Origin of the sequence: uncultured Psychrosphaera sp. (assembly GCF_947500655.1) — a bacterium.
In the GTDB taxonomy this organism is placed as follows: Bacteria; Pseudomonadota; Gammaproteobacteria; order Enterobacterales; family Alteromonadaceae; genus Psychrosphaera.
Window position 1 is genome coordinate 55,715 of sequence record NZ_CANMSK010000006.1, and the last position, 22,167, is coordinate 77,881.

Sequence of the window (22,167 nt, forward strand, 5' to 3'; positions counted from 1 at the left end):
AGCGTTCTACTACTTTGGTTTAGCGTGATCGAACGCTAATATTTGTTGTTGGATCACACTTATTGATTTAGCCCAAGCATTAGGTGCTATAGATGCAGCTGTTTTTCTTGCTTCGTCGATAGTGTCGAATAAGCCATAAGTAACTACTAGCCAATCATTGTTATTTCGTCTTATTTTATAAATACGTATTTTCTTTCTATCATAGGAAATCGATTCTAAATATTGACCTAATACAGGTTCGCTACTAACCGCAGTAAGTTGTAAGACAAATAACTCTGCTGGCAGAGAAAAGAACTCTTCATTGTTGATATTATAAGGATTTTCTTTCGCTTTCTGCTGTTCAACTAATGCAGAGTCTTCTTTCATTAATTGATCTAATGTTGGTTCAGCGTCAATCTTAGCCAACTCCTTATTCTTAACAGCTTGTTCTTTTGTTGCTTGTTCGCCCTCTGGGTATAAGAAAAAATCCATATCGATTGGCTCATCTTGAGGCGTGGGATTTTTTACTTTGGAATTAACTGTGCTGTTTTGTTCAGTCGATGCTTTTGAAGTGCTATCTTTTAAAGCAACATCCTCTGCATTTAACTGAGTTTCTTTTTCTTTGGTGCCTTTCTGCTTCGTTAATTCGGCTAAAATCAAATCTGTTGTTGGATTTTTCTCTACTTTTTGATTACCGACAGCTGGTTTTTCATTCATTAATTCAGAAAAGATTTGCTCTGAACTGGCTGTACGACTGATCACTATTTGTGCCATTTCCTTTTCAGGTACGACAACTTCAGTACTAGTTTTATTATTTCCGCTGCCATTTTGAGTTAATGCAGCATTAGATTCAGTTACATTATGCCAAGGCTTGACCACATTAGAGGTATTTGTCGGTGAGACTTGTTGGTTGGCGATGATCCCCATACGATAAAGATATATACCCAAGGCTAATAACAAGCTACTAGTGACTAATATAGACACCCATAACTTAATATTAAAAGGTTCACCTTCACTAGAGCTATCTCCAGCATCTTTATATGCCAGTAATTGTATTGGCAGACCAGCTGAATTCTCTATCCAACGTTTAATACGGTTATTGGTTTGGGCTGGAATATCAATTACGTATTGAGCTAATAGTTGATAACTTTCTTGTTTTGTTAATAAAGGAACTGGAAGAATAACAAGGAAATTAGATTTAACATTCATTAAAGTAGAAGCTATGGTTTTATCAAATGTCATCACTAATTTAAGTTGAATGCCTAAATTATTGGCTTCACTAAATAACTGTAATAACTCACCAATAATTTTGCCACTTAAGTAATGCGCATTATCAATGGCTATTAACATTTCACTGTTGTTATTAAATTCAATAAACGACGTTAATAACGGCACCTCAGGATCAAATAATATATTGCCAAAAAGTTGCTCTATTATGCGACTGCGTATTTGTATGTCGTTTATTGAACGAGCTGCAGTTAAATAACATTTATTACCATTAGGTGATGTAAGTGTTAAGACTTCTTCAATTAATATGGTTTTACCAATACCTTGGCAACCTTCAATTGCAACAATTTTAGAGTGCGTTAAGCCCGCTTGTACTTTTTTTATAAAAGCATGGCGTGAGGCTGGAATGTAAAATTGTTCTGTCTCTGTATTCACTAAGGTCATTATAAAATATTTTTTAATTCACTTTCAGTTACATCATTCACTAGTATCGCTTTACCTATCTGTTTCGGCAATACAAATCTTATGGTATCTGCCTGAACTTTCTTATCTTTTTTCATATGCACAAGATAATTATCTAATGTCATACTCTCAGGTCCCTTACTAGGCAAACCAAAGTTTTGATTCAGGCTTTTTACTCTTTCTACATCATCAGTTGTTAACCAACCACGTAGCTGTGCTAATTCACTTGCTTGAACCATGCCAACAGCAACGGCTTCACCGTGCAGCCAAACGCCATAGCCCATTTCAGCTTCAATGGCATGGCCAAATGTATGGCCTAAATTTAATAAAGCACGAACTCCTGACTCTTTTTCATCTTGATTGACAATATCGGCTTTATTTTGACAGCAACTTTTTATGATATTGATCAAAAAACTGGTGTCCATGTCATTAATGGCTTGATGATTATTCTCTAAGTATTCAAAAAATTCAATATCACCTAATACACCATATTTAATGACTTCAGCCATTCCAGCTGAGAATTGTTTTTTAGGTAATGTTGATAAAGTATCTATGTCGATGATCACGGCTTTAGGCTGATAAAAAGCACCAATCATATTTTTTCCAAGAGGGTGATTAACCGCAGTTTTACCACCAACGGATGAATCTACTTGAGATAATAAAGTAGTCGGGACTTGAATAAAGTTAACACCACGTTGGTAAGTTGCAGCAACAAAACCGGTAATATCGCCAATAACACCACCACCTAACGCCACTAAAGTAACATCACGACCATAGTTATTTTCTAATAAATAACTCATGATTTTTTCATAGCTAGCTAATGTTTTAAACGATTCGCCATCTTCAATACTAAAAATATTAACGTCAAAATCTTTTAAAGCATTAAGAATTTTGCTTGAAAATAATGGTTCAAGTGTCGTATTTGTGATCACAACTACTTTTGTGCCCTTAATATGAGGCACAAAAAAGGAGCTATCACTGATAGCTCCTGATTTTATATAAATTGGATAGCTGCGTTCACCTAAAGAAACTTCTACTGTTTCCATTTTGACAGCCCCTTGCTATTAAAAGTCTAATTTTTTGATTATATCGTTTGCAACAACTCGTGCGCTTTGCTCGTCAGTTTTTACAACAATGTCAGCCACTTCTTCATAAAGAGGACTACGTTCTTCAGCTAAGCGAATTAATACATCACGAGCTGGCTCTTCTGTTTGTAATAAAGGACGACGTTTGTCTCGTTGTGTACGAGCAACTTGTTTTTCAATAGGTGTTTCTAAATAAACAACTATGCCACGAGCTGATAAACGATTACGTATTTCTTTACTTACAACGGAACCACCGCCCGTTGCTAAAACTATACCTTGTTTTTCCGTTAGCTCAGAGATAACAGATTCTTCTCGAATTCGGAAGCCTTCTTCACCTTCGAGATCAAATACCCAAGCGATATCTGCACCAGTACGGCGCTCTATTTCTTGATCAGAGTCAACAAATTGCAAATGCAATTGCTCGGCTAAGTGTCTACCGATGGTGCTTTTACCAGCCCCCATAGGACCCACTAAGAAGATGTTTCGTTTTTCAGCCATATTACCTAATTCAAATACTATTATTTAATTACTACAAAATCTTGACGTCTTTCACACGTCCACGAAAAATAAGGCGCGAATTATCGCAAAAAAACGCTATGAAAAGCAAGTAATGGTTGGATTTTTAAATATCATTCACTATTTGAGGGGTTACAAAAATCAATAACTCCCTCTTTTCAGTGAACTTTGAATCCGTTCTAAATAACCTACCTAGGTATGGAATATCCCCTAACCAAGGTACTTTAGTCACCGACTCTATTACTTGTTGTTGGTATATACCACCTAAAACAATGGTTTCACCATTTTTCACCGACACTTTAGTTCTTATTTGTTGAGTATCGATTGCTACAGCAGGTCCTGTCGATGTGGAAACAATATCACCACGGGCATCTTGTGTGATGTTAAGTTCCAAAATGACATTATTATCTGGAGTGATCTGCGGTGTTACTTCAAGGCTTAGTACTGCTTTTTTAAAAGCCACACTCGTCGCACCATGAGCTGCGGTTTGAACATATGGTATCTCAGTACCCTGCTCAATACGAGACATGTTCTGATTAGACGCTAATATCCTAGGTGATGCAACAATTTCACCTTTATTTTCTCGTTCTAATACTGATAATTCCAAGTCTAGCAAAGAACCATCAGATAATTTAGCCAGTTGTAGCGCTAAACTGCCTGCTGGACTAGCCACTGGCAAATTAACATTAAGCCTATCTACAAAGCTTTGCTCAGAGCTACCATCCTGGATTTGTTCAATACCGTTTAACGTACCCGAATACACATTCTGAGTATCATTATCAGCCGAAGAGCCTGACATTCCCCAACGAATACCCAATTGCTCATACATATTATCCCGTACTGTCACCATTCTAGCTTCAATTAATACTTGTTTTACTGGGATATCTAACGTTTCTATAGCAGACTTTAGTGTATCTAACCCTTTAACAGTATCCCTGATCAATAAAGTGTTGGTTCTGGTATCTACCGTCACCTGCCCTCTACTTGTAAGTATTGAATCCGTTCCTGTTTTAATTAGTTTGGCTATGTCTGCAGCCTTTGCATAGTTAATTTGAATAAATTCAGATAACAAAGGTTCAAATTCATCAAGCTTATTCTGAGTTTCTAACTTAGTTGTTAGCTGGCCCTCAGATTCCTTTAATGTATTGATAAGTAATACATTACCGACAATTTTTTCCTGTAACCCACATAAATCTAATATTATTTGTAAAGCTTGCTGCCAATCTACATCAGTCAAATTCAAACTAATTGTGCCTGTCACATTTTCTGACATAACTAAATTAAGTTGTTGGGAATCGGCGATGGTTTGTAATGCTGAGCGCACTGGAATATCAATCACATTAAAAGACACAAGTGACTTTTTCTTAAATTCTTGAGCATTCGACAAGGTTATAGAACTAATGACTAGAATGGATAGTGCTAAGCACTTAATTAAATGTCTAGTTAAGGTCTTGGTTAAATGCCTATTTAAGTTCTTAGTTAGACGCCTAGCTAAACTCTTAATGGAACTTTGAGGAATTTGAGTTAAAGGGCGAGCTTCGCAGAATAAATTGATCATCATTTTAACATCCTTGTTAAATATTTAAGCTAAAGTAACGACTAAAGCTAAACTATTTAGTTAAATAAATTAAAGTATTCAATAACTTACTTTTTGAAAAGAACATGCAGTCATACCTTCTTTCGTTGTAGTAAAGTTACTTTCAGCTATATCAAAAATTATTAATTCTGAGTCACTAATGGGTTCACCTTTTTTAACTTTATCTATTATCAATTTAGAATTTTGTACTAGCACCCAAGTTTCTGCTTTAGCTTTAAATGTGCCTAAATATTTAATTTTTTTAGACCATTCATCACAAGTTACTTGCCCATGAATACTTTGATCATTAAGAGTTGATATTTCTTTACCATAAAAATTAAAATTTGAATTTGAATTTGTTTCAAAACTAAATAAATTTCTTGTGATGGACATTTTTTCTGTTTTATAAATCAATTCTGGATATAGAGTCATGTCTAAATCACTATTTTGTTTTTGAACAAATGCATAACTAGAGCAAGCTAACAACAATATAAATAGTGAAACACCGAAATAAAACTTTATGTTTTTGAATGCATAAATACATTTTATCTCTGTGTAATAATTCATTTTATTGCCAATCCATATTTAACATAACGATATCTAAATTTAGCTCTAGCAATATTTTTGAGGCTTTCTCTTTGTGACTTTCAGAGCTGTTATCGCTATGTATTTTGAACTCAGAAATTACAACAAAACCATAATACTGACCGACAAACTCAAATAAATTAATTAACTGCTGATAAGTCCCAGAAAAAGACAAACTCACAGCTTGAGTTTTTAAATCTTTATCTTGCTTTAATTGCCCCCAAGTCACTTTATTCAACTGTAAATTATGCTGTTTACTCCAATTTTCCACTTCAGTGATCAAATTGGTTGTGACTAAATAATCTGGCTGTTTTATAACAAAAGGCGTTAACACTCGTTTTAAGTGTTGTTGTAACTCCAGTAATTTATCTTGTTGTGCTAGAAGGTTTTTTTTTGCTTTTATATGGTCTTGGGTTTTAGTTATTTCATCACTTAATTCAGAAGCATATTGTAAATTTGGATAGATAAATAATAATCCTCCAATAACCAATACAGTTAAAAAAATTATTAAGCTCGCTAGCACTCTGTATTTAACACGACTAAAAGTAACATAGGGTAAATGCAAAGGAATTGTGAAATGAATGCGATTACCAAACATAAACTAAACCTCAAGACTGTTATTCAGTAACACATAAATTTCAAAATATTTACTTATCTCATCCTCAAACAAAATATGTTTTGAATAACGATCTCTTTGCAAAGAAGGCGTATTATTTTGCAACGAAAAGCTTATTTTAGGTTGTTGAAACAAGGAAGACTGTCCTAATTGATCTAAAAAAACAGTTAGTGAATCATTTGAATGGCTTACGCCTTTTAACCAAAGTTGTCCCCCTCTAAAATGAAGTTCAGTTAATATTACTTTTTGAGGTAATAACCCATCTAATGCTAGAAATAACTCATTTGCTTGATAATGGCTTAACAGTATTGTTTTTATCTGCATATATTGCTGTTGGTAAACATCTAAGCTTGAAAGAGATAGTCTTTCATTTTCAGCAGGCAATTTAACTTGTTTCAAAAATAAAGCTTTTTGCTGCAATATATTACCTTGCTGAGTCACTTCCGTTTGAGACCAAACAGATAACTTCCACACAAAAAATATAGCAAGTAAAATAGCTGACAAGATGCTTACGATAAATTGTTTATATTGCTGTTGTCTCAGACTAGAACGCCAGCGCATTAAATTAATCTCCACCATTAATCTAATCCTCTAGCAGCCAAACCTAAAGCGACTTGAAAACTACCTTGCACCGACATAAGATTCTGCTTTGCCAAATCCACTTTACTATCTATAGCAACAAGTCCATTTAAAGGCTGACAAATATTTATAGTTGCTTTCAATAAATTGGTTAAATAAGTTATCAACTCAGGAAAATGAGATCCTCCGCCAGAACAAATCCAATGTTCAATAAACCGCTCATCAACAATAGCTAAGTAACTTTGCTGACAATGTCTGAGTTGTGCAACTAACTTATCTACTGAACTATTATTTAATAAATCATTATTTTTTGATGCAGCAGTTAATTTATCAACATTTCTATTTATTAATTGAGCGACTCCTATGTTTAATTCTCGGCTAAATACGAGCTCTCCATCGATTAATACCATAAACAACGAAGTTACCTCACCAATATGAAGATTAGCAAATACCCCCATTAAATCGTGACTCGCTAGAGAATACTCAAGTTGTAAGCTTCTTGTAATTGCATGTGTTTCTAAATCAACAACCGCTGTATTAAAACCAACTCTTTTCAATGATGCTGTTCTTGCATCAATTAAGTTTTTTTTAGCCACAACAACAAAAACATCTTTTAAGTTTTCATCAACCTTATTATTTCCTAACACGGTGAAATCGATGTTGACTTCACCTGCCATTTTTTCGGTGACTAACTTTAAATTGCCATAAAGGTAATATTCGACTTCTATTTCTGTTAAAGAACGATCAACTTGAATAATTTTAGTGATGACTTGAGAGCCTGTGATGGCAATAACCGCTTTTTTGATTGGCTTAGGAATAAAATTACGCAATGATTTTAGAGCATTTTCAAATTCATCTAGTCCATAAACTTCTTTATTTTTTAATGTTCCTTGTGATAAAGGCACAATAACGACAGACATTAACCTTATTTCTCCAGCCAATTTAAATAAAACAATTGCCTTAATGGAGCTAGACCCTATATCAATCCCCAAGTATAAATCGTCCCTATAAAGTAGGTTTTTAATAGCTTTTAACCACATATCAGATCTCCTTTCAGCTGTAATTTAAGACTAGAATACAATTACCCAAAATCAATACAAAAATGATATTTAATTTTTCACTTATCATTTGCCACTACATAGACTAAAATTACTGCCTCTTTTTTATTCAGCTTTGATGTATTTGATGATTTGGCTTAAACGACTTTTTAAACTTTTCCTATTCGGCGTGTTCACTGCCCTTATTTTAGTAATTGGTTTTTACTACTATATAAAAGACGAATTACCAACTGAGGAAGTAATACGAGACGTTCGTTTCCAAATTCCGATGAAAGTATATTCAGCTGATGGCGAGCTAATATCACAGTTTGGTGAAAAGCGTAGGATCCCTCTTTCCCATGACGAGATCCCACAGACACTTATTGATGCTTTATTAGCAACGGAAGATTCTCGTTTTTATTATCATTACGGGATTGATCCAATAGGTGTATTAAAAGCCGCATTTGACACTATTATTTTAGGAAGACCACGTGGAGCCAGTACCGTTACTATGCAGTTTGCTCGTAATGCATTCCTAACATTAGATAGAACGGCAATTCGTAAAATAAAAGAAATTTATATTGCGCTTCACATTGAACAGTTATTAACCAAAGATGAGATTTTAACTCTCTATTTTAATAAGACTTTCTTTGGCAATAGAGCCTATGGTGCTGGAGCCGCGGCACAGGTTTATTATGGAAAAGATTTAAAAGATCTTACATTAGCGCAAATGGCCACAATAGCAGGGTTACCTAAAGCTCCGTCTAATTACAATCCACTGCGATACCCTGAAAAATCTAAACAAAGACGTAATACCGTATTAAGCAGAATGTTAATCGTTGGTGCAATCGACCAAGAAACATACGATGAGGCAGTTGCGCAACCAGTAACCGCAAAACAACATGGTGCTAAAATCACATCCTACGCTCCTTATGTTGCCGAAGATGTTCGTAAAAAAATAGTTGAAAAGTATGGTATTGAACGTGCTTATACAGAAGGTTTTAATGTTTATACAACCATTGATTCTAAAGCTCAAAGCGCAGCTCAAAAAGCAGTAAAAGATAACATTCATGATTATGATGAAAGACATGGTTACAGAGGCCCTGTTACCTATTTATGGCGAGAGCCTGAAATAGTTTACCAAGAACCTTCTACTGAAGAGGCTCCTGAGGTAGAAACATCGGCTAATGGAGACTCTAATAATAATGAAGCAAGTGATGAGCTATTTGCTGAAAATGACTTTACTGCTTTTAATGATGCCGGCGATTATGAGCCTTCTGAAAACAATTCATGGTCGTTTGAACAAATTAACGACCATTTAAATACACTTAAAGATTATGATGACTTAGTACCAGCTATTGTGACTAACTTAACTGATAAAACGGCTTATGTTCAATTAAAGTCTGGCGTTATTGAAGTTCTAGATTGGGATGATTTGAAATGGGCTAGACCTTATATTACCGATAACGAACAAGGCCCTGCACCTAAAATAGTTGCACAAATAATTCAAGCTGGAGCATTGGTATGGCTACGCCCAAACCCAGATAACAGTTATAGGTTAAGTCAAATTCCAGATGTAAGTGGTGCCTTTATTGCAATTGATCCAACTAATGGTGATATAAAAGCTTCTGTTGGTGGTTATTATTTTGGCAATAATCAATTTGATCGTATTACGCAGGCTAAACGTCAAATAGGTTCAAATATAAAACCATTTGTTTACTCAGCGGCATTAGACAATGGTTATACACTAGCTAGTTTAATTAATGATGCTCCAATTAATAAATGGGACAATAAATTAGGCACAGCATGGCGTCCTAAAAATTCACCACCAACGTATGGTGGACCTACTCGAGTAAGAAGAGGGCTAGCACAATCGAAAAACGTTATGTCGGTAAGACTGCTTCGTTCAGTGGGGATAAGCAGAGCTATAAACCATATGGCAAAATTTGGTTTTAATAAGTCAGATCTACCAAGAAACGAATCATTATCGTTAGGCTCTGCGGCATTAACGCCAATTTCTGTTGTTACAGCCATGAGTGTATTTGCTAATGGTGGTTACCTTGTACGTAATCAAGTAATAGATAGAGTAGAAAACTCAAATGGCGAGATTTTATTTAAGAACACTAAGGTAGTTGCTGGTTATGTACCACCTGCACCTAAAGAGCCTACTTACCTTGCCGATTCTATTGAAAGCATACCTGAAGAGGAAAGCTATATTGAACCAGCGCCTAGGGTGATCTCTGCTGCGAATGCATTTTTAATTGCCGATGCAATGAACGATACTATTTGGGGCGGTGGTAGTTGGGCAAATAAAACAGGTTGGAATGGCACAGCATGGAAAGCACAATCATTACGTCGTCGAGATTTATCTGGTAAAACAGGTACAACTAATGACGCGATAGATACTTGGTTTACTGGATTTAATAGCAAAATAACTGCAACTAGCTGGTTAGGTTTTGATGAACCCGGTCGACCACTTGGTTCAGTCCAGCACAACAGCAATTTAGGTGACGACCAAACTAAGGGTGGAGAGTCTGGCGCTAAGTCAGCATTGCCAGCATGGATAGCATTTATGAAAGAAATACTGCCGTCTATTCCTGTCAGTAGTCGTGAAATTCCAGAAGGTCTAATATCAGTAAGAATAGACGAAGATACTGGTTTATTATCCCGTAAAACCGATTATACAAGCCAATGGGAATACTTTATAAAAGGTACGGAACCAACTAAATACACTGATAATAATTCACCAATCAGGTTAAACAAAGATCAAATAAAAGAAGATGACGAATTGTTCTAATAGTTTGTTTAATTGATAGGAATTTTAGTCATAAAAAAACCTCGTTTAAACGAGGTTTTTTTATGACTGACTTAATTATTTATTTACGTACTTAAGTTAAGTATGCAATATTTTAATTAAGCTTTATCTCTAGCCACTTGCTTTTGGATCAAGTTATTTACTTGATGCATTGAACCTAAGTGAGCATAGATAGGACCTAAGAATCCACGTTTACGTAAACCAAGGAAATCTTCATCCGAAAGTGCAGAAAGCTTTTTCTCATCAACAATAAACAAACCATTTAAGTTAAATTCTTTTTCACTCACTTTAACATTGATGTTTTGCGGGTGTAAAAGATCTAATTTAACTAACTCGTCAATAAATCCTTTAGTGATCTGCTCATGTTCAACATAAGAAATCAGCGACTTTTTACGCTTTGCTAAATATTCAGTTTCTTCACCAGTTTCTGTAAATAAGGCTTCGCCTTCACCCTCAGAAACAACTGCACTGTCTATATTAATCGCGATACCAAAAAGGTTAGCATCTTCTTTACTTGGAATAACTGAGAATGGTTTGTGAGTATAACGAGCTGGCATATACATACCTTCCCACTTGTTATCAGCATTCACGAACAAGTTTTTATTTGGCTCTAAACCTAGAAGCGCTACAGGGAAGTAACCTTCTTGATCTTTACCTTGTACAAAAGCAATTGGGTATTGATTACCTGCTAAAGCAAATTCTTGAACAACAACGCCTAATGCGTGTTGAGTAGCTAAATCTTCTACAGATGTAGCAGGTTTTATTTTAATATTTTTATGTGTTTCTTTATGTAAAGGCTGAAAGTTATCTGCCATTTTAATTCTCCAATATGTTCCAGGTCGGTTTTACCAACTCAAATTTTTATTTCATTAATTCAGCGTCAAGTTTTATATCAGTGCAGTTCTTCTCACATTTGATAATGACACTATCTGCACTAGTTTTAATGCTAATTAACGTTTCACAATTACTACATTTAACCGTTTTTCCAGCCAAAACCTTTTTGATTAAAGATTTTTGTTGGTTGAACGAATTTGCGGCAGATTTATTTAAGGCAGAAAAGTCCATAACTACTTAATGCTATCTATATATTGCTACAAAAAGACATATGGACGATATGCCAGAATTAAAGGTCACTACAAGAGAAAGATCAGATTTGTTGTTTAACTGCCTATAATTCAAACAAAGTGTTCGGCTTAGGCTGAAATCTAGATCCCCATTAATGATAATTTATCAATAACGTCGCGAGTGAGTTTTTCTAGAGTGGGATGGTTTGCAGCAAAATCAGTTTCTAATTCTAACAATTGGTCAAAAATAGATTCTTCAGCTTTAAATTCATTTGAATCTACTTTTTCCTGAACCTCATTTTGAAACAACTTAACTTGTTCCAATACTTCTGGTTCTACATTTTTAGTTGTTTCTAATTCTGAGCGTAACTTAATTATTGATTCTAAAATATTAGTTGGGTTCATTATTTTTCCAATATCCAATTCAGTGACGCTAGCATAACCTATATTGTTTAATATTCAGAGTATAAAGCAAACAAAAATGCCGACACTAGGCCGGCATTTTTTAATCTATATCAATAAAACTTAAAATGACTTACCAATGCTGAAGACTAAAGCTTCATCATCGCTTAAATCACTACCACTTATAATTAGCGATATACCAATATCTAAATCAGCAACGGTAGTACCGTAACCAGCTTCAACATAAGAACCTTCAATATCACCTGAAAATGCACCTACAGTTCCATATAAACCACTATCAGCTTCATATGTACCAGCGATGAAAGTATAGCTAGCATCGCTGCCATCAGCCATACCTTCAGCCCATGTACCAACTGAAACTTCAGCACTAAATGCTCCTTTGCCAAAGTTTAAGTTAACTTCATTATATGATGTATCAAAATCACCAGTATATTGGTACGTTGTTGCACCAATGCTAAAGCCAAAACCACCCTCTGTTTCCATTGAGAATGCACCGTACAGATCAATTTCTAACCCATCTTGCACGTCAGCAGCCCATGTTCCGAAAGAGAATGAACCGCTTTCATAATCAAAACCACCACTTGCTGAAGCACCAGCGGTTTGTTGAATTCCTCGGAAGTGATATTGAGATACAAAACCAGCGTTAGATGACCATTCAGCTTGTGCAGCTGCAGAAACTAAAGTTGATGCACCTAATAAAGTCGCTAAAATAGTTTTTTTTATGTTGTTTTTCATTTTGTTCGTCCTTAAATTATTATAATTTTTTTTATGTGTTATAGGTATTAATTTGTTATTGTTATAAATTTAACCAGTTCAACTAATTCAACATACATGCCGAGTTATACATGGTTGATATTGTTGTACTTTTTTTAAACGAATGAACAAAATTACTTCAACCTTACCAATAAGGTGCAAGACGCGCCCAATATGGTGCAGGATTTGATAAAATTATAAGAGTTATAAAAATGCCGAATAAACCAATAATAGCCCCTTCAATACTATCTGCTAATTTTGCAAAGTTAGGTGATGAAGTTAACGAAGTATTAGCAGGTGGTTGTCAGTGGGTTCACTTTGATGTGATGGACAATCATTACGTGCCTAATTTAACATTTGGTTCAATGATCTGCTCAGCCCTTAGAGAACATGGTATTACAGCCCCTATAGATGTTCATTTAATGGTTGAACCTGTTGATAATATGATAGAGCAATTTGCCAAAGCAGGAGCGACTTCAATTAGTTTTCATCCGGAAGCATCCAAGCATATCAATCGTTCTATCGCATTAGTTAAAGAACTAGGCTGCCAAGTGGGGTTAGTATTAAATCCGGCTACATCGCTGACATTAATTGAAGAGTCCATTAATGAGTTGGATATGGTACTAATAATGTCAGTTAATCCTGGTTTTGGTGGGCAATCCTTTATTCCTAGCACGTTAGATAAAATAAAGCGTGTAAGAGCAATGGCGTTAAAGCATAACAAGAATATTCGAATTTCTGTGGACGGTGGCGTTAACCAACAAAACATCAGAACGATCGCTGATGCAGGTGCAGATACGTTTGTAATGGGCTCAGCTATCTTTAATAAAGAAGATCGAAAATTAGCAATTGAACAAGCTTTTGCCCAACTACAAGATTAGATAAATCAATAATACCTGCGCTATTAAGTAAGTAATTAGCTAATTAACTTCCTTGCTAGATTGCGCAACCAAATTTTAAGGTTACAATGTCGACCTTTCGTGCATTGAATAATATATCAATAATAGTAATCAAAAATATCAAATGATGGGACAGTTATGACACAGACAGTTTTAAGTGGGATCCAAACCACAGGCGGAATGACAATAGGTAATTACATTGGTGCCATCAACCAATGGCTAACATTACAACAAGATCATGACTGTTTCTTTATGCTTGCTGACTTACATGCGATAACCGTTCGCCAAGATCCTAAAACGTTACATGAACGTACATTAGACGGCATTGCCTTATATACGGCCTGTGGAATCGACCCTGATAAATCAGCCTTATTTGTACAATCTCAAGTAAAAGAACATGCTCAATTGGCTTGGGCGTTAAGCTGTTACACCCAAATGGGTGAGCTAAACCGTATGACTCAATTTAAAGATAAGTCATCAAAAAACCAAAATAATATTAACGTTGGGCTTTTTGCTTACCCTGCATTGCAAGCGGCTGATATTCTTTTGTATCAAGCAGATAAAGTACCTGTAGGCGAAGATCAAAAGCAACATTTAGAATTAACCCGCGACATAGCAACGCGTTTTAATAATATCCATGGTGATATCTTCACTGTGCCTGAACCATATATTCCAGAGTTTGGTGCCCGAGTGATGAGCCTACAAGAGCCAACCAAAAAAATGTCAAAGTCTGATGAAAACCTAAATGGTTTTATCATGTTGTTGGATGAGCCTAAAAAAATAGAAAAGAAACTGAAAAAAGCAGTCACGGACTCAGATGAACAAGCACGCATTTATTTTGATCGTAAAGAAAAACCTGGGGTTTCAAATCTTTTAACTTTATTGAGTGTTGCTACAGGTAAGTCTATTGCCGATTTAGTACCTGATTATGAAGACAAAATGTACGGCCATTTGAAAAAAGATACCGCCGATGCTGTGGTTAGTATGATTGAACCAATTCAAAAACGTTTTTATCAAATTAGAGATGACCAAGCAGAATTAAGCCGCATTATGAAATTAGGCGCAGAAAAAGCATCCGCAAAGGCAGAAAAAACACTATCTGCAGTTTATGACGCGATTGGTTTTGTAAAGCCATAATCTAACTGTTTACAGGCCATCTATTTTGGGTGGTCTGTAGTTATAATATCCTACATATATTTATAGATTAGATTTATGCTGTTAATGATTGATAACTACGACTCTTTTACTTATACCTTAGTGCAATATTTTAGAGCCTTAGGCCAAGAAGTCTTAGTTAAACGTAATGACCAAATAACAATTGAGCAGATCAAACAAATAAACCCAGATCATATTGTTATATCCCCAGGCCCTGGAACACCCGAACAGGCTGGGTTATCAAAAGATATTATTCTTCAGTTCTATAAAAACGTGCCGATATTGGGTGTATGTTTAGGTCATCAAGCGATTGCACAAGCTTTTGGTGCTACAGTAATAAGAGCAAAAAAAGTTATGCACGGTAAAACCTCAAATATCATTCATTCTAAAACTGATATTTTTATAGGAATTGACAATCCATTTACCGTTACTCGTTACCATTCTTTAATTGTTGATGAAAATACATTACCTGAACAAATCCAAGCAACGGCATGGGTATGTGATGAAAATAATAAAAAACAGGAACTTATGGCGTTGAAATTAAAAAATTACCCCGTCATAGGTGTACAATTTCATCCAGAGTCGGTATTAACCCAATTTGGTCATAAATTATTGTCAAATTTCCTGACATATTGATCAAATTCTAATAGTATTGATGTAACTTGCATCTAGCTCAATAACTAAAATAAACTGAATAATAATTATTATATGAATAACCCTAATTATCAAAAAACAGCATCTTTTGTCGAGTCACGCTTTGCAGACTTACTGCTTTCTGATGACTTCGCATTGTCTCGACTAGGGTTCAACCGTGAGGAATTACGTCAAAGTTCTACCCGTGCGTTATTAGATATTGAAGCAAAAGCTCAAGAAAAAAAGCAAAAAAGACAAGAAACTGAGCAAGAGTTTAAAGTTTATGTCAGTGAATTTTTCCATGAAACGCTATTCGAATATTTAGAACAACGCGTTGCTGACCCAGATTATATTTTTACTGAACTACTAAATTTTGAACCTGAGTTACCTAAGCTATTTGATGCTTGTGCCGCTAAAGCTTCTGGTGCAACTCAATTTGAACAAATTATCACAACAATACCTTGGTTAAAAAGCAAGTTTATCGAGACCATAAACAACCCTCCTTTTCGCCAAGCTAAATCAATTAAACCTAAAGTTCAAAATTTAGGTTTAGCTATTCGCTATATAGGATTAGACAACACTAAACTAGTCGTTCTATCACTAGCAGCTCAACACTGGCTACCTCATAGTACTGAACCATATAACACATTTAAAACCCGCTATTGGCAATATGCAATCGCTACCGCTAATTGCTCAAGACAACTAGCTAAGTACAATGGATTAAATGAAGTTGTGGCATTTTTCTTAGGCTTATTTCACGCTATTGGTACTTCAGTCGCATTACGTTTGTACTTACGTGCATTTGATACTGTCCGAATTGCACAAATGAAAGACTCATTAAAAACAGGCCGTAGAGATATTGAAAAAGTACTTAACAGCCTAGAAAGTGATCCAAACTTTATTAGTGAAGCGCTAAGTAAGTTTTCTAACCAAATATCTTACAAAATCTTTGAAAAGTTAGGTTTAAAATACGCCGTTGTCGCACCTTACGCTGAAGAAATAAAAAACAAATTAACATTTGCCCAAGCAAGTCCTATGACCCAAGTATTAATGCAAGCTCGTACATTTGCACAATATAAAATATTGCAAAAAGCACGTTTAATTGAACTCGATGAAGCAAAAATATTTTTAACCAATTATAAAATTAACAACACGGTTATCGCTGAATTGAATCAAGTTAATCTTACAAATATCAAATATACCAAATAAATATAATGGGCAAGTATGCAGGTTACTCATTAACCGTAACTTGCCCTAAACAACGACAACTCATCATATTAAGTCTATTCTAGCTAATCCCTCGTTATTTCAATTGATACATCAGTAACTTTAAACACATCAATAATTATTCACATTTATCGAAATTATATTGAACAGCCCAATTTTAAAGGTGTATCAGACAATTACAAAAGGAGACTTCTGTTATATTTTCTGCAATAATCAATTAAATTTTGACTAATTATTACGTAAAACATTGGTAATTTTTGTTAATAGAGTAGCAATATATAGAAATTAAATATTCCACAATAAAAACATAAAGTGTAATATTTAATTCCATTTGTATTAAACATATTTAGAGCGTTGTAAACCCTCTTTAAGTTAAGTACTGAGACAACATATTTAAGGTTAAGAAATGACTGTAAACAGAGCGTTATTCGATTCAGTAATGGTTCCAAACTATTCTCCTTCACAAGTAATTCCAGTTAAAGGTTCAGGTTCTCGAGTATGGGATCAAAACGATAAAGAATATATCGACTTTGCTGGCGGCATTGCTGTTAACTGTTTAGGTCATTGTCATCCAAATCTAGTTGCGGCATTAAAAGAGCAAGGTGAAAAACTTTGGCATTTAAGTAATGTAATGACCAATGAACCTGCATTACGCTTAGCTGAAAAACTGGTAAACGCGACATTCGCCGAAAAAGTATATTTCGCCAACTCTGGTGCAGAAGCTAATGAAGCGGCTCTTAAACTTGCACGTCGTTGGGCATTAGAAACTCATGGTGAACAGAAATCTCAAATTATCGCATTTAATAAAGGTTTCCACGGTCGTACTTTCTTTACAGTTACCGTTGGTGGTCAAGCTGCTTACTCAGATGGTTTTGGCCCTAAACCGGGTGATATTGATCATGCTGAATATAACGACTTAGCAAGCTTAGAAGCGCTTATATCTGACAATACTTGTGCTGTTATGCTTGAGCCATTACAAGGTGAAGGCGGTATCATTTCACCAACAAAAGAATTTATGCAGGGTGTACGTGACTTATGTGACAAACACAACGCACTAATGATTTTTGACGAAGTACAAACAGGTGTTGGCCGTACTGGTGAATTATACGCTTACATGGGATTAGGTGTGACTCCGGATATTTTAACTACAGCTAAAGCACTAGGTGGCGGTTTCCCTATTGGCGCTATGTTAACAACGACTGAACTAGCCGCTCATTTAAAAATTGGTACTCACGGTTCAACTTATGGCGGTAATCCACTAGCGTGTGCAGTTGGTGAAGCGGCATTTGATACCGTTAATACTCCAGAAGTATTAACTGGTGTAAAACAACGTGAAACTATTATTAAAGATGGATTAAAAGCCATCAATGCAAAATACAATGTATTTGCTGACATTCGTGGTCAAGGTTTATTAGTTGGTGCTGAATTAACTGAAAGCTACCAAGGCCGAGCTAAAGACTTCTTAAACGCAGCAATTGAACAAGGTCTTATGATCTTAGTTGCAGGAGCAAGCGTGATTAGATTTACCCCTTCTCTTGTTATTCCTTTAGACGATATTGAACAAGGGTTAGCTCGTTTTGAGTCAGCTGTTGCAGCAATCGTAAACGCATAATTTAACTCATGAATAAAAAGCCAATGTTATGCATTGGCTTTGTTCTATAAAAGGAATACGGCATGTTTGTAGTGCGCCCTATACAACAAAAAGACTATGCTGAGTTACTGAAAATTGCAGTGGAATCAGGTCATGGCTTTACTTCGTTACCGGTTAACGAAGAACTAATTGCCAAAAAAATAAACAATGCAGCAGCATCATTTAGTGAAGATGTTGGCGATGAACCTTGTGATCACAGTTATTTATTTGTAATGGAAGATACCGAAACGGGCCAAATTATGGGTACGACTGGTATTGAGTCTTCTGTTGGCTTAACTGATGCGTTTTATCATTATCATCTAAGTAAGGTTGTACACAACAGCCGAGAGTTAAAAGTTTACAATACAGCTGAAGTATTAACCCTTTGTAATGACTACACAGGTGCATCTGAATTATGCACGTTATTCCTAAGAGAACCTTATCGTGAAGGAATAAACGGTCGAGTATTAAGTAAATGTCGTTTCTTATTTTTGGCACAAAATAAAGCTAGATTTTCAGAAACTGTTATTGCAGAAATGCGCGGCGTTTCTAATGACGAAGGTCAATCACCGTTTTGGCAGTGGTTAGAAGACAACTTCTTCTCCTTAGATTTCCCAACAGCCGATTACTTATCAGGCATTGGTCAAAAAGTATTTATCGCAGAGCTTATGCCTAAATATCCAGTGTATGTAAATTTGTTATCAAAAGCGGCACAAGAAGTTATTGGTAAAGTGCATGAGAATACAGCGCCTGCGTTAAACTTATTAAAATCTGAAGGATTTAGTTGGAAAGGCTATGTTGATATTTTTGATGCTGGCCCCACTGTAGAAGCAAACTTGTCACAATTACGCAGTGTTCAAGGCAGTAACTTATATACCGTTGAAGTTGTTGAACAATTAACTGGGGAAGACCATGTTTTAATGTCTAACCTTGAAGTTGAATTGTTCCGAGCGACGGCAGCCACCGCACAATTAGATAAAACACTGTTGACGATTCAAATCACACAAGAAATTGCTGATGCACTTAAAGTATCCGCTGGTGAACAGCTTCGTGCAGTTAAATTAATATAGAGAGCAAAATAATGACTCAATCTGAAAATAAATTTATCGATGGCCAATTCATTAATGGTCAATGGCATGCAGGTCAAGGCCATGAATTAGAATCATTAAACCCTTCAACTGACGAACCTCTTTGGCAAGCAAAGTCAGCCACAGTTGCGCAAGTTAATGACGCAGTTTTAGCAGCACGCGCTGCATTTTTGCCTTGGGCAGATAAAACCGTTGAAGAACGTTTAACTATCGCTAAAAAATTCGCTGAGCTTCTTGGCGAATACAAAGAACAACTAGCAATGGCCATTGCAATGGAAACGGGTAAACCTTTATGGGAAACTCGTACTGAAATTGGCGCTATGATTGGTAAAGTCGCTATTTCTGAGAAAGCGTATTTCGAACGCACTGGCACAAAAGAAAATGCCATGCCAGTTGGTAAAGCAATGTTACGTCACCGTCCACATGGTGTTGTTGCGATTTATGGCCCTTATAATTTCCCAGGGCATTTACCAAACGGACACATAGTTCCAGCATTAATCGCTGGTAATACAGTGGTATTTAAGCCAAGTGAACTCACACCTATGTTTGCGCAACTTATGGTTGAGTTATGGGAAAAAGCGGGCTTACCTGCTGGCGTATTAAACTTAGTTCAAGGTGAAGTTGAAACGGGTAAAGCATTAGCTAACCACCCGCAAATTGACGGCTTATTCTTTACTGGTAGTTCTGGTACTGGTCACATTCTACATAAACAATTTGCAGCTCAACCGGGTAAAATATTAGCGCTTGAAATGGGGGGTAATAATCCACTTATCGTTTCTAACGCAAGTAATACCAACGCGGTTGTACACGACATTATTCAGTCTGCTTTTGTAACTAGTGGACAACGTTGTACTTGTGCTCGTCGTTTAATGTTGCCAGAAGGCCCTGAAGGTGACGCAGTACTAGCTAAATTGATTGAATCAACAAAGGCTATCGTTGTTGGTGATTCTTTACTTGAAGGCGCTCCAGAGCCGTTTATGGGATCTATGATCTCTGAAACTGCAGCACTAGGTATGGTTGCAGTACAACAAGAATTAGTTGAAATGGGTGGCGAAGTTCTCGTTGAGCTTGTTCACCTAAAAGAAGAAACTGGTTTTGTATCTCCAGGGATCATTGATTGCACTAACATCAAAAACTTCCCAGATGACGAACACTTTGGTCCATTATTAAAAGTATTCCGATTCAAAGATTTTGACCACGCAATTGAACTGGCTAACGACACATCATTTGGTTTATCAGCAGGTTTATTAAGTGATGATGCTGCCTTATACGACCGCTTCTTAAGCCGTATCCGTGCAGGAATCGTTAACTGGAACCGTCCAATTACAGGCGCAAGCAGTGCCGCTCCATTTGGTGGAATTGGTCAAAGTGGTAATCACAGAGCCAGCGCTTATTATGCTGCTGACTACTGCGCTTACCCAGTCGCTTCTGTTGAACTAGATAAAGTTGAATTACCAGCAACGTTAAGTCCTGGTCTTTCTATCTAGATTTTTTAGTTACGCCATTTATATATTAACCGGTACATATTAAAGGCAGCTTAGCTGCCTTTTTAATAACTTTGTTTAGGAAGAAATACTATGCATAAAAATGTAAACGAACTATTTGATAACCTTTGGCAAAATTACTTAACCGTTACCCCTTCTGCTGACAAAATTCACACGCTTTTAGGTGAGCAAAACGGTAAAGATGTTATTAATGATCATATTGCATTACGTACTTTTAATATTGAAAAAGTAAATTTAGCAAAGTTAGCCGCTCATTTTGAAGCTTTAGGTTATAAAGATTGTGGCGATTATGATTTTGTTGCTAAAAAATTAAAAGCCAAACACTTTGAACACCCTAATACTGAATTACCAAAAGTATTTATCAGTGAATTACTGGTTGAAGAATTCCCACAGAATGTACAAACCATTATTCATAACATGGTTGATCAAATTTCTATTGATGCCGTCACAGCCGATAACTTCCCGTACTCAGGTACGCATTGGAAAGTAAGTCATGCTGAATACAAAATGCTACTTGAAGAAAGTGAATATGCCGCATGGATGGCCGCTTGGGGTTACCGAGCAAACCACTTCACAGTAAGCATCAACCAACTTAGTCAGTACTCAACTATTGAACAAGTTAATGAAAAATTAAAAGCTTCTGATTTTGTATTAAACAGTGCCGGTGGCGAAATTAAAGGTTCTGCTGACGTATTGTTAGAGCAATCTTCAACAATGGCAGACTCTGCAGTAGCTAACTTCAGTGACGGTAATTTCACTATTCCAAGCTGTTTTTATGAGTTTGCATTACGTTATCCGCTACCTTCTGGCGAACTTTATACCGGTTTTGTTGCAGCTTCTGCTGATAAGATCTTTGAAAGTACCAACGTAAAAGGTTAGATTATAGGGAATCTTGGTTCAGTGATCTTTATTTTTACTGAACCAACTTAACTTTATAGGTATTTTTTATAGGTATTAGCAATGGTCACAGATAAACCAGCATATGATCAATTAATAGATTATTTAACAACCAGCAAATCAATATTTCATAATACAACGGCTCCAGTTGCCGACATGCCAACAATTGAAACCTTGATGGAAGAAGAATTGTCTGAGCAGATCATCAATTTATGCACCCAACAAGAAGCATTAGAGATCAATCACAGAGCGATTATCGTGCGTGAAGTTGATGGTATTGTTTATGATATTCAACAAGTGCTAGAAGGTTATTGGACTAACCATGCGACAGAAGAGCAAGCTGAGTTTATCCATGAATTTGCTGGTTTAATTAAAAATGTATTTGATTCAGCCATTGCTGAATTATTAGATTAATC

Annotated in this window: 21 protein-coding genes; 10 read left to right on the plus strand and 11 right to left on the minus strand. The window is 35.8% G+C overall.

Annotation, left to right across the window (positions count from 1 at the left end; all coding sequences use genetic code 11):
* Positions 1–9: 9 nt before the first annotated feature.
* From Q0940_RS07225 to pilM, 8 genes are all read right to left on the minus strand, one after another.
* On the minus strand, positions 10–1,650 hold the full coding sequence (locus tag Q0940_RS07225; protein WP_299266278.1) for an AAA family ATPase: 1,641 nt from the start codon (positions 1,648–1,650) through the stop codon (positions 10–12).
* A complete protein-coding gene (gene aroB / locus Q0940_RS07230) occupies positions 1,650–2,714 on the minus strand; it encodes a 3-dehydroquinate synthase (protein WP_299266281.1) in 1,065 nt (354 codons plus the stop codon). The genes Q0940_RS07225 and aroB overlap by 1 nt, the downstream gene beginning before the upstream one ends.
* An 18-nt stretch (positions 2,715–2,732) precedes the next feature.
* A complete protein-coding gene (gene aroK, locus Q0940_RS07235) occupies positions 2,733–3,251 on the minus strand; it encodes a shikimate kinase AroK (RefSeq protein WP_105051876.1) in 519 nt (172 codons plus the stop codon).
* Positions 3,252–3,375: 124 nt separating this feature from the next.
* Entirely contained in the window at positions 3,376–4,830 is a 1,455-nt protein-coding gene (gene pilQ, locus Q0940_RS07240) for a type IV pilus secretin PilQ (protein WP_299266288.1), read from the minus strand.
* A gap of 75 nt (positions 4,831–4,905) precedes the next feature.
* Entirely contained in the window at positions 4,906–5,412 is a 507-nt protein-coding gene (locus Q0940_RS07245) for a hypothetical protein (protein WP_299266291.1), read from the minus strand.
* Position 5,413: 1 nt separating this feature from the next.
* A complete protein-coding gene (gene pilO, locus Q0940_RS07250; RefSeq protein WP_299266294.1) occupies positions 5,414–6,028 on the minus strand; it encodes a type 4a pilus biogenesis protein PilO in 615 nt (204 codons plus the stop codon).
* Between the two features lie 3 nt (positions 6,029–6,031).
* Positions 6,032–6,625 carry a PilN domain-containing protein gene (locus Q0940_RS07255; RefSeq protein WP_299266297.1) on the minus strand — a complete coding sequence of 198 codons (594 nt, stop codon included), beginning with the start codon at positions 6,623–6,625 and terminating at the stop codon, positions 6,032–6,034.
* Positions 6,625–7,665, minus strand: coding sequence for a type IV pilus assembly protein PilM (gene pilM / locus Q0940_RS07260; protein ID WP_299266299.1), 1,041 nt, complete (start codon positions 7,663–7,665; stop codon positions 6,625–6,627). The genes Q0940_RS07255 and pilM overlap by 1 nt, the downstream gene beginning before the upstream one ends.
* 145 nt (positions 7,666–7,810) lie before the next feature.
* On the opposite strand from pilM, the gene Q0940_RS07265 reads away from it, so the two are divergent.
* Entirely contained in the window at positions 7,811–10,459 is a 2,649-nt protein-coding gene (locus Q0940_RS07265) for a penicillin-binding protein 1A (RefSeq protein ID WP_299266301.1), read from the plus strand.
* A gap of 116 nt (positions 10,460–10,575) precedes the next feature.
* Here the strand turns inward: Q0940_RS07265 and Q0940_RS07270 are convergent, their stop codons facing one another.
* From Q0940_RS07270 to Q0940_RS07280, 3 genes are all read right to left on the minus strand, one after another.
* Positions 10,576–11,292, minus strand: coding sequence for a SapC family protein (locus Q0940_RS07270; protein ID WP_299266304.1), 717 nt, complete (start codon positions 11,290–11,292; stop codon positions 10,576–10,578).
* Between the two features lie 390 nt (positions 11,293–11,682).
* Entirely contained in the window at positions 11,683–11,946 is a 264-nt protein-coding gene (locus Q0940_RS07275; protein ID WP_299266306.1) for a DUF4404 family protein, read from the minus strand.
* Positions 11,947–12,066: 120 nt separating this feature from the next.
* Positions 12,067–12,699, minus strand: a complete 633-nt coding sequence (locus Q0940_RS07280; protein ID WP_299266309.1) for a TorF family putative porin — start codon at positions 12,697–12,699, stop codon at positions 12,067–12,069.
* A 230-nt stretch (positions 12,700–12,929) separates the two neighbouring features.
* Here Q0940_RS07280 and rpe point away from each other — a divergent pair, with 230 nt between their 5' ends.
* From rpe to Q0940_RS07325, 9 genes are all read left to right on the plus strand, one after another.
* Positions 12,930–13,598: a ribulose-phosphate 3-epimerase gene (rpe, locus tag Q0940_RS07285; protein ID WP_299266312.1), complete on the plus strand. Its 669-nt coding sequence runs from the start codon at positions 12,930–12,932 to the stop codon at positions 13,596–13,598.
* A gap of 156 nt (positions 13,599–13,754) precedes the next feature.
* The gene (gene trpS / locus Q0940_RS07290; protein ID WP_299266315.1) at positions 13,755–14,753 is read left to right on the plus strand and encodes a tryptophan--tRNA ligase; all 999 of its coding nucleotides are present in this window, start codon (positions 13,755–13,757) and stop codon (positions 14,751–14,753) included.
* Positions 14,754–14,828: 75 nt separating this feature from the next.
* The gene (locus tag Q0940_RS07295; RefSeq protein ID WP_299266318.1) at positions 14,829–15,407 is read left to right on the plus strand and encodes an aminodeoxychorismate/anthranilate synthase component II; all 579 of its coding nucleotides are present in this window, start codon (positions 14,829–14,831) and stop codon (positions 15,405–15,407) included.
* 72 nt (positions 15,408–15,479) lie between these two features.
* Positions 15,480–16,613 (plus strand): HDOD domain-containing protein, encoded by a 1,134-nt coding sequence (locus Q0940_RS07300; RefSeq protein ID WP_299266320.1) that lies wholly within the window; start codon positions 15,480–15,482, stop codon positions 16,611–16,613.
* Positions 16,614–17,037: 424 nt separating this feature from the next.
* On the plus strand, positions 17,038–18,243 hold the full coding sequence (locus Q0940_RS07305; RefSeq protein WP_299266322.1) for an aspartate aminotransferase family protein: 1,206 nt from the start codon (positions 17,038–17,040) through the stop codon (positions 18,241–18,243).
* A 62-nt stretch (positions 18,244–18,305) separates the two neighbouring features.
* The gene (gene astA / locus Q0940_RS07310) at positions 18,306–19,331 is read left to right on the plus strand and encodes an arginine N-succinyltransferase (protein WP_299266325.1); all 1,026 of its coding nucleotides are present in this window, start codon (positions 18,306–18,308) and stop codon (positions 19,329–19,331) included.
* Between the two features lie 11 nt (positions 19,332–19,342).
* Positions 19,343–20,836 carry a succinylglutamate-semialdehyde dehydrogenase gene (gene astD / locus Q0940_RS07315; protein ID WP_299266329.1) on the plus strand — a complete coding sequence of 498 codons (1,494 nt, stop codon included), beginning with the start codon at positions 19,343–19,345 and terminating at the stop codon, positions 20,834–20,836.
* A gap of 90 nt (positions 20,837–20,926) precedes the next feature.
* Positions 20,927–21,733, plus strand: a complete 807-nt coding sequence (locus Q0940_RS07320) for a DUF1338 domain-containing protein (protein ID WP_299266331.1) — start codon at positions 20,927–20,929, stop codon at positions 21,731–21,733.
* Positions 21,734–21,814: 81 nt separating this feature from the next.
* A complete protein-coding gene (locus tag Q0940_RS07325; protein ID WP_299266334.1) occupies positions 21,815–22,165 on the plus strand; it encodes a DUF3802 family protein in 351 nt (116 codons plus the stop codon).
* The last annotated feature ends 2 nt before the right edge of the window (positions 22,166–22,167 follow it).

What these genes read in the sequence shown, in the direction of transcription:
- Q0940_RS07225 (WP_299266278.1), bottom strand. Translation starts at nt 1,650, where the DNA reads ATGACCTTAGTGAATACAGAGACAGAACAATTTTACATTCCAGCCTCA.
- aroB (WP_299266281.1), bottom strand. Translation starts at nt 2,714, where the DNA reads ATGGAAACAGTAGAAGTTTCTTTAGGTGAACGCAGCTATCCAATTTAT.
- aroK (WP_105051876.1), bottom strand. Translation starts at nt 3,251, where the DNA reads ATGGCTGAAAAACGAAACATCTTCTTAGTGGGTCCTATGGGGGCTGGT.
- pilQ (WP_299266288.1), bottom strand. Translation starts at nt 4,830, where the DNA reads ATGATGATCAATTTATTCTGCGAAGCTCGCCCTTTAACTCAAATTCCT.
- Q0940_RS07245 (WP_299266291.1), bottom strand. Translation starts at nt 5,412, where the DNA reads ATGAATTATTACACAGAGATAAAATGTATTTATGCATTCAAAAACATA.
- pilO (WP_299266294.1), bottom strand. Translation starts at nt 6,028, where the DNA reads ATGTTTGGTAATCGCATTCATTTCACAATTCCTTTGCATTTACCCTAT.
- Q0940_RS07255 (WP_299266297.1), bottom strand. Translation starts at nt 6,625, where the DNA reads ATGGTGGAGATTAATTTAATGCGCTGGCGTTCTAGTCTGAGACAACAG.
- pilM (WP_299266299.1), bottom strand. Translation starts at nt 7,665, where the DNA reads ATGTGGTTAAAAGCTATTAAAAACCTACTTTATAGGGACGATTTATAC.
- Q0940_RS07265 (WP_299266301.1), top strand. Translation starts at nt 7,811, where the DNA reads ATGATTTGGCTTAAACGACTTTTTAAACTTTTCCTATTCGGCGTGTTC.
- Q0940_RS07270 (WP_299266304.1), bottom strand. Translation starts at nt 11,292, where the DNA reads ATGGCAGATAACTTTCAGCCTTTACATAAAGAAACACATAAAAATATT.
- Q0940_RS07275 (WP_299266306.1), bottom strand. Translation starts at nt 11,946, where the DNA reads ATGAACCCAACTAATATTTTAGAATCAATAATTAAGTTACGCTCAGAA.
- Q0940_RS07280 (WP_299266309.1), bottom strand. Translation starts at nt 12,699, where the DNA reads ATGAAAAACAACATAAAAAAAACTATTTTAGCGACTTTATTAGGTGCA.
- rpe (WP_299266312.1), top strand. Translation starts at nt 12,930, where the DNA reads ATGCCGAATAAACCAATAATAGCCCCTTCAATACTATCTGCTAATTTT.
- trpS (WP_299266315.1), top strand. Translation starts at nt 13,755, where the DNA reads ATGACACAGACAGTTTTAAGTGGGATCCAAACCACAGGCGGAATGACA.
- Q0940_RS07295 (WP_299266318.1), top strand. Translation starts at nt 14,829, where the DNA reads ATGCTGTTAATGATTGATAACTACGACTCTTTTACTTATACCTTAGTG.
- Q0940_RS07300 (WP_299266320.1), top strand. Translation starts at nt 15,480, where the DNA reads ATGAATAACCCTAATTATCAAAAAACAGCATCTTTTGTCGAGTCACGC.
- Q0940_RS07305 (WP_299266322.1), top strand. Translation starts at nt 17,038, where the DNA reads ATGACTGTAAACAGAGCGTTATTCGATTCAGTAATGGTTCCAAACTAT.
- astA (WP_299266325.1), top strand. Translation starts at nt 18,306, where the DNA reads ATGTTTGTAGTGCGCCCTATACAACAAAAAGACTATGCTGAGTTACTG.
- astD (WP_299266329.1), top strand. Translation starts at nt 19,343, where the DNA reads ATGACTCAATCTGAAAATAAATTTATCGATGGCCAATTCATTAATGGT.
- Q0940_RS07320 (WP_299266331.1), top strand. Translation starts at nt 20,927, where the DNA reads ATGCATAAAAATGTAAACGAACTATTTGATAACCTTTGGCAAAATTAC.
- Q0940_RS07325 (WP_299266334.1), top strand. Translation starts at nt 21,815, where the DNA reads ATGGTCACAGATAAACCAGCATATGATCAATTAATAGATTATTTAACA.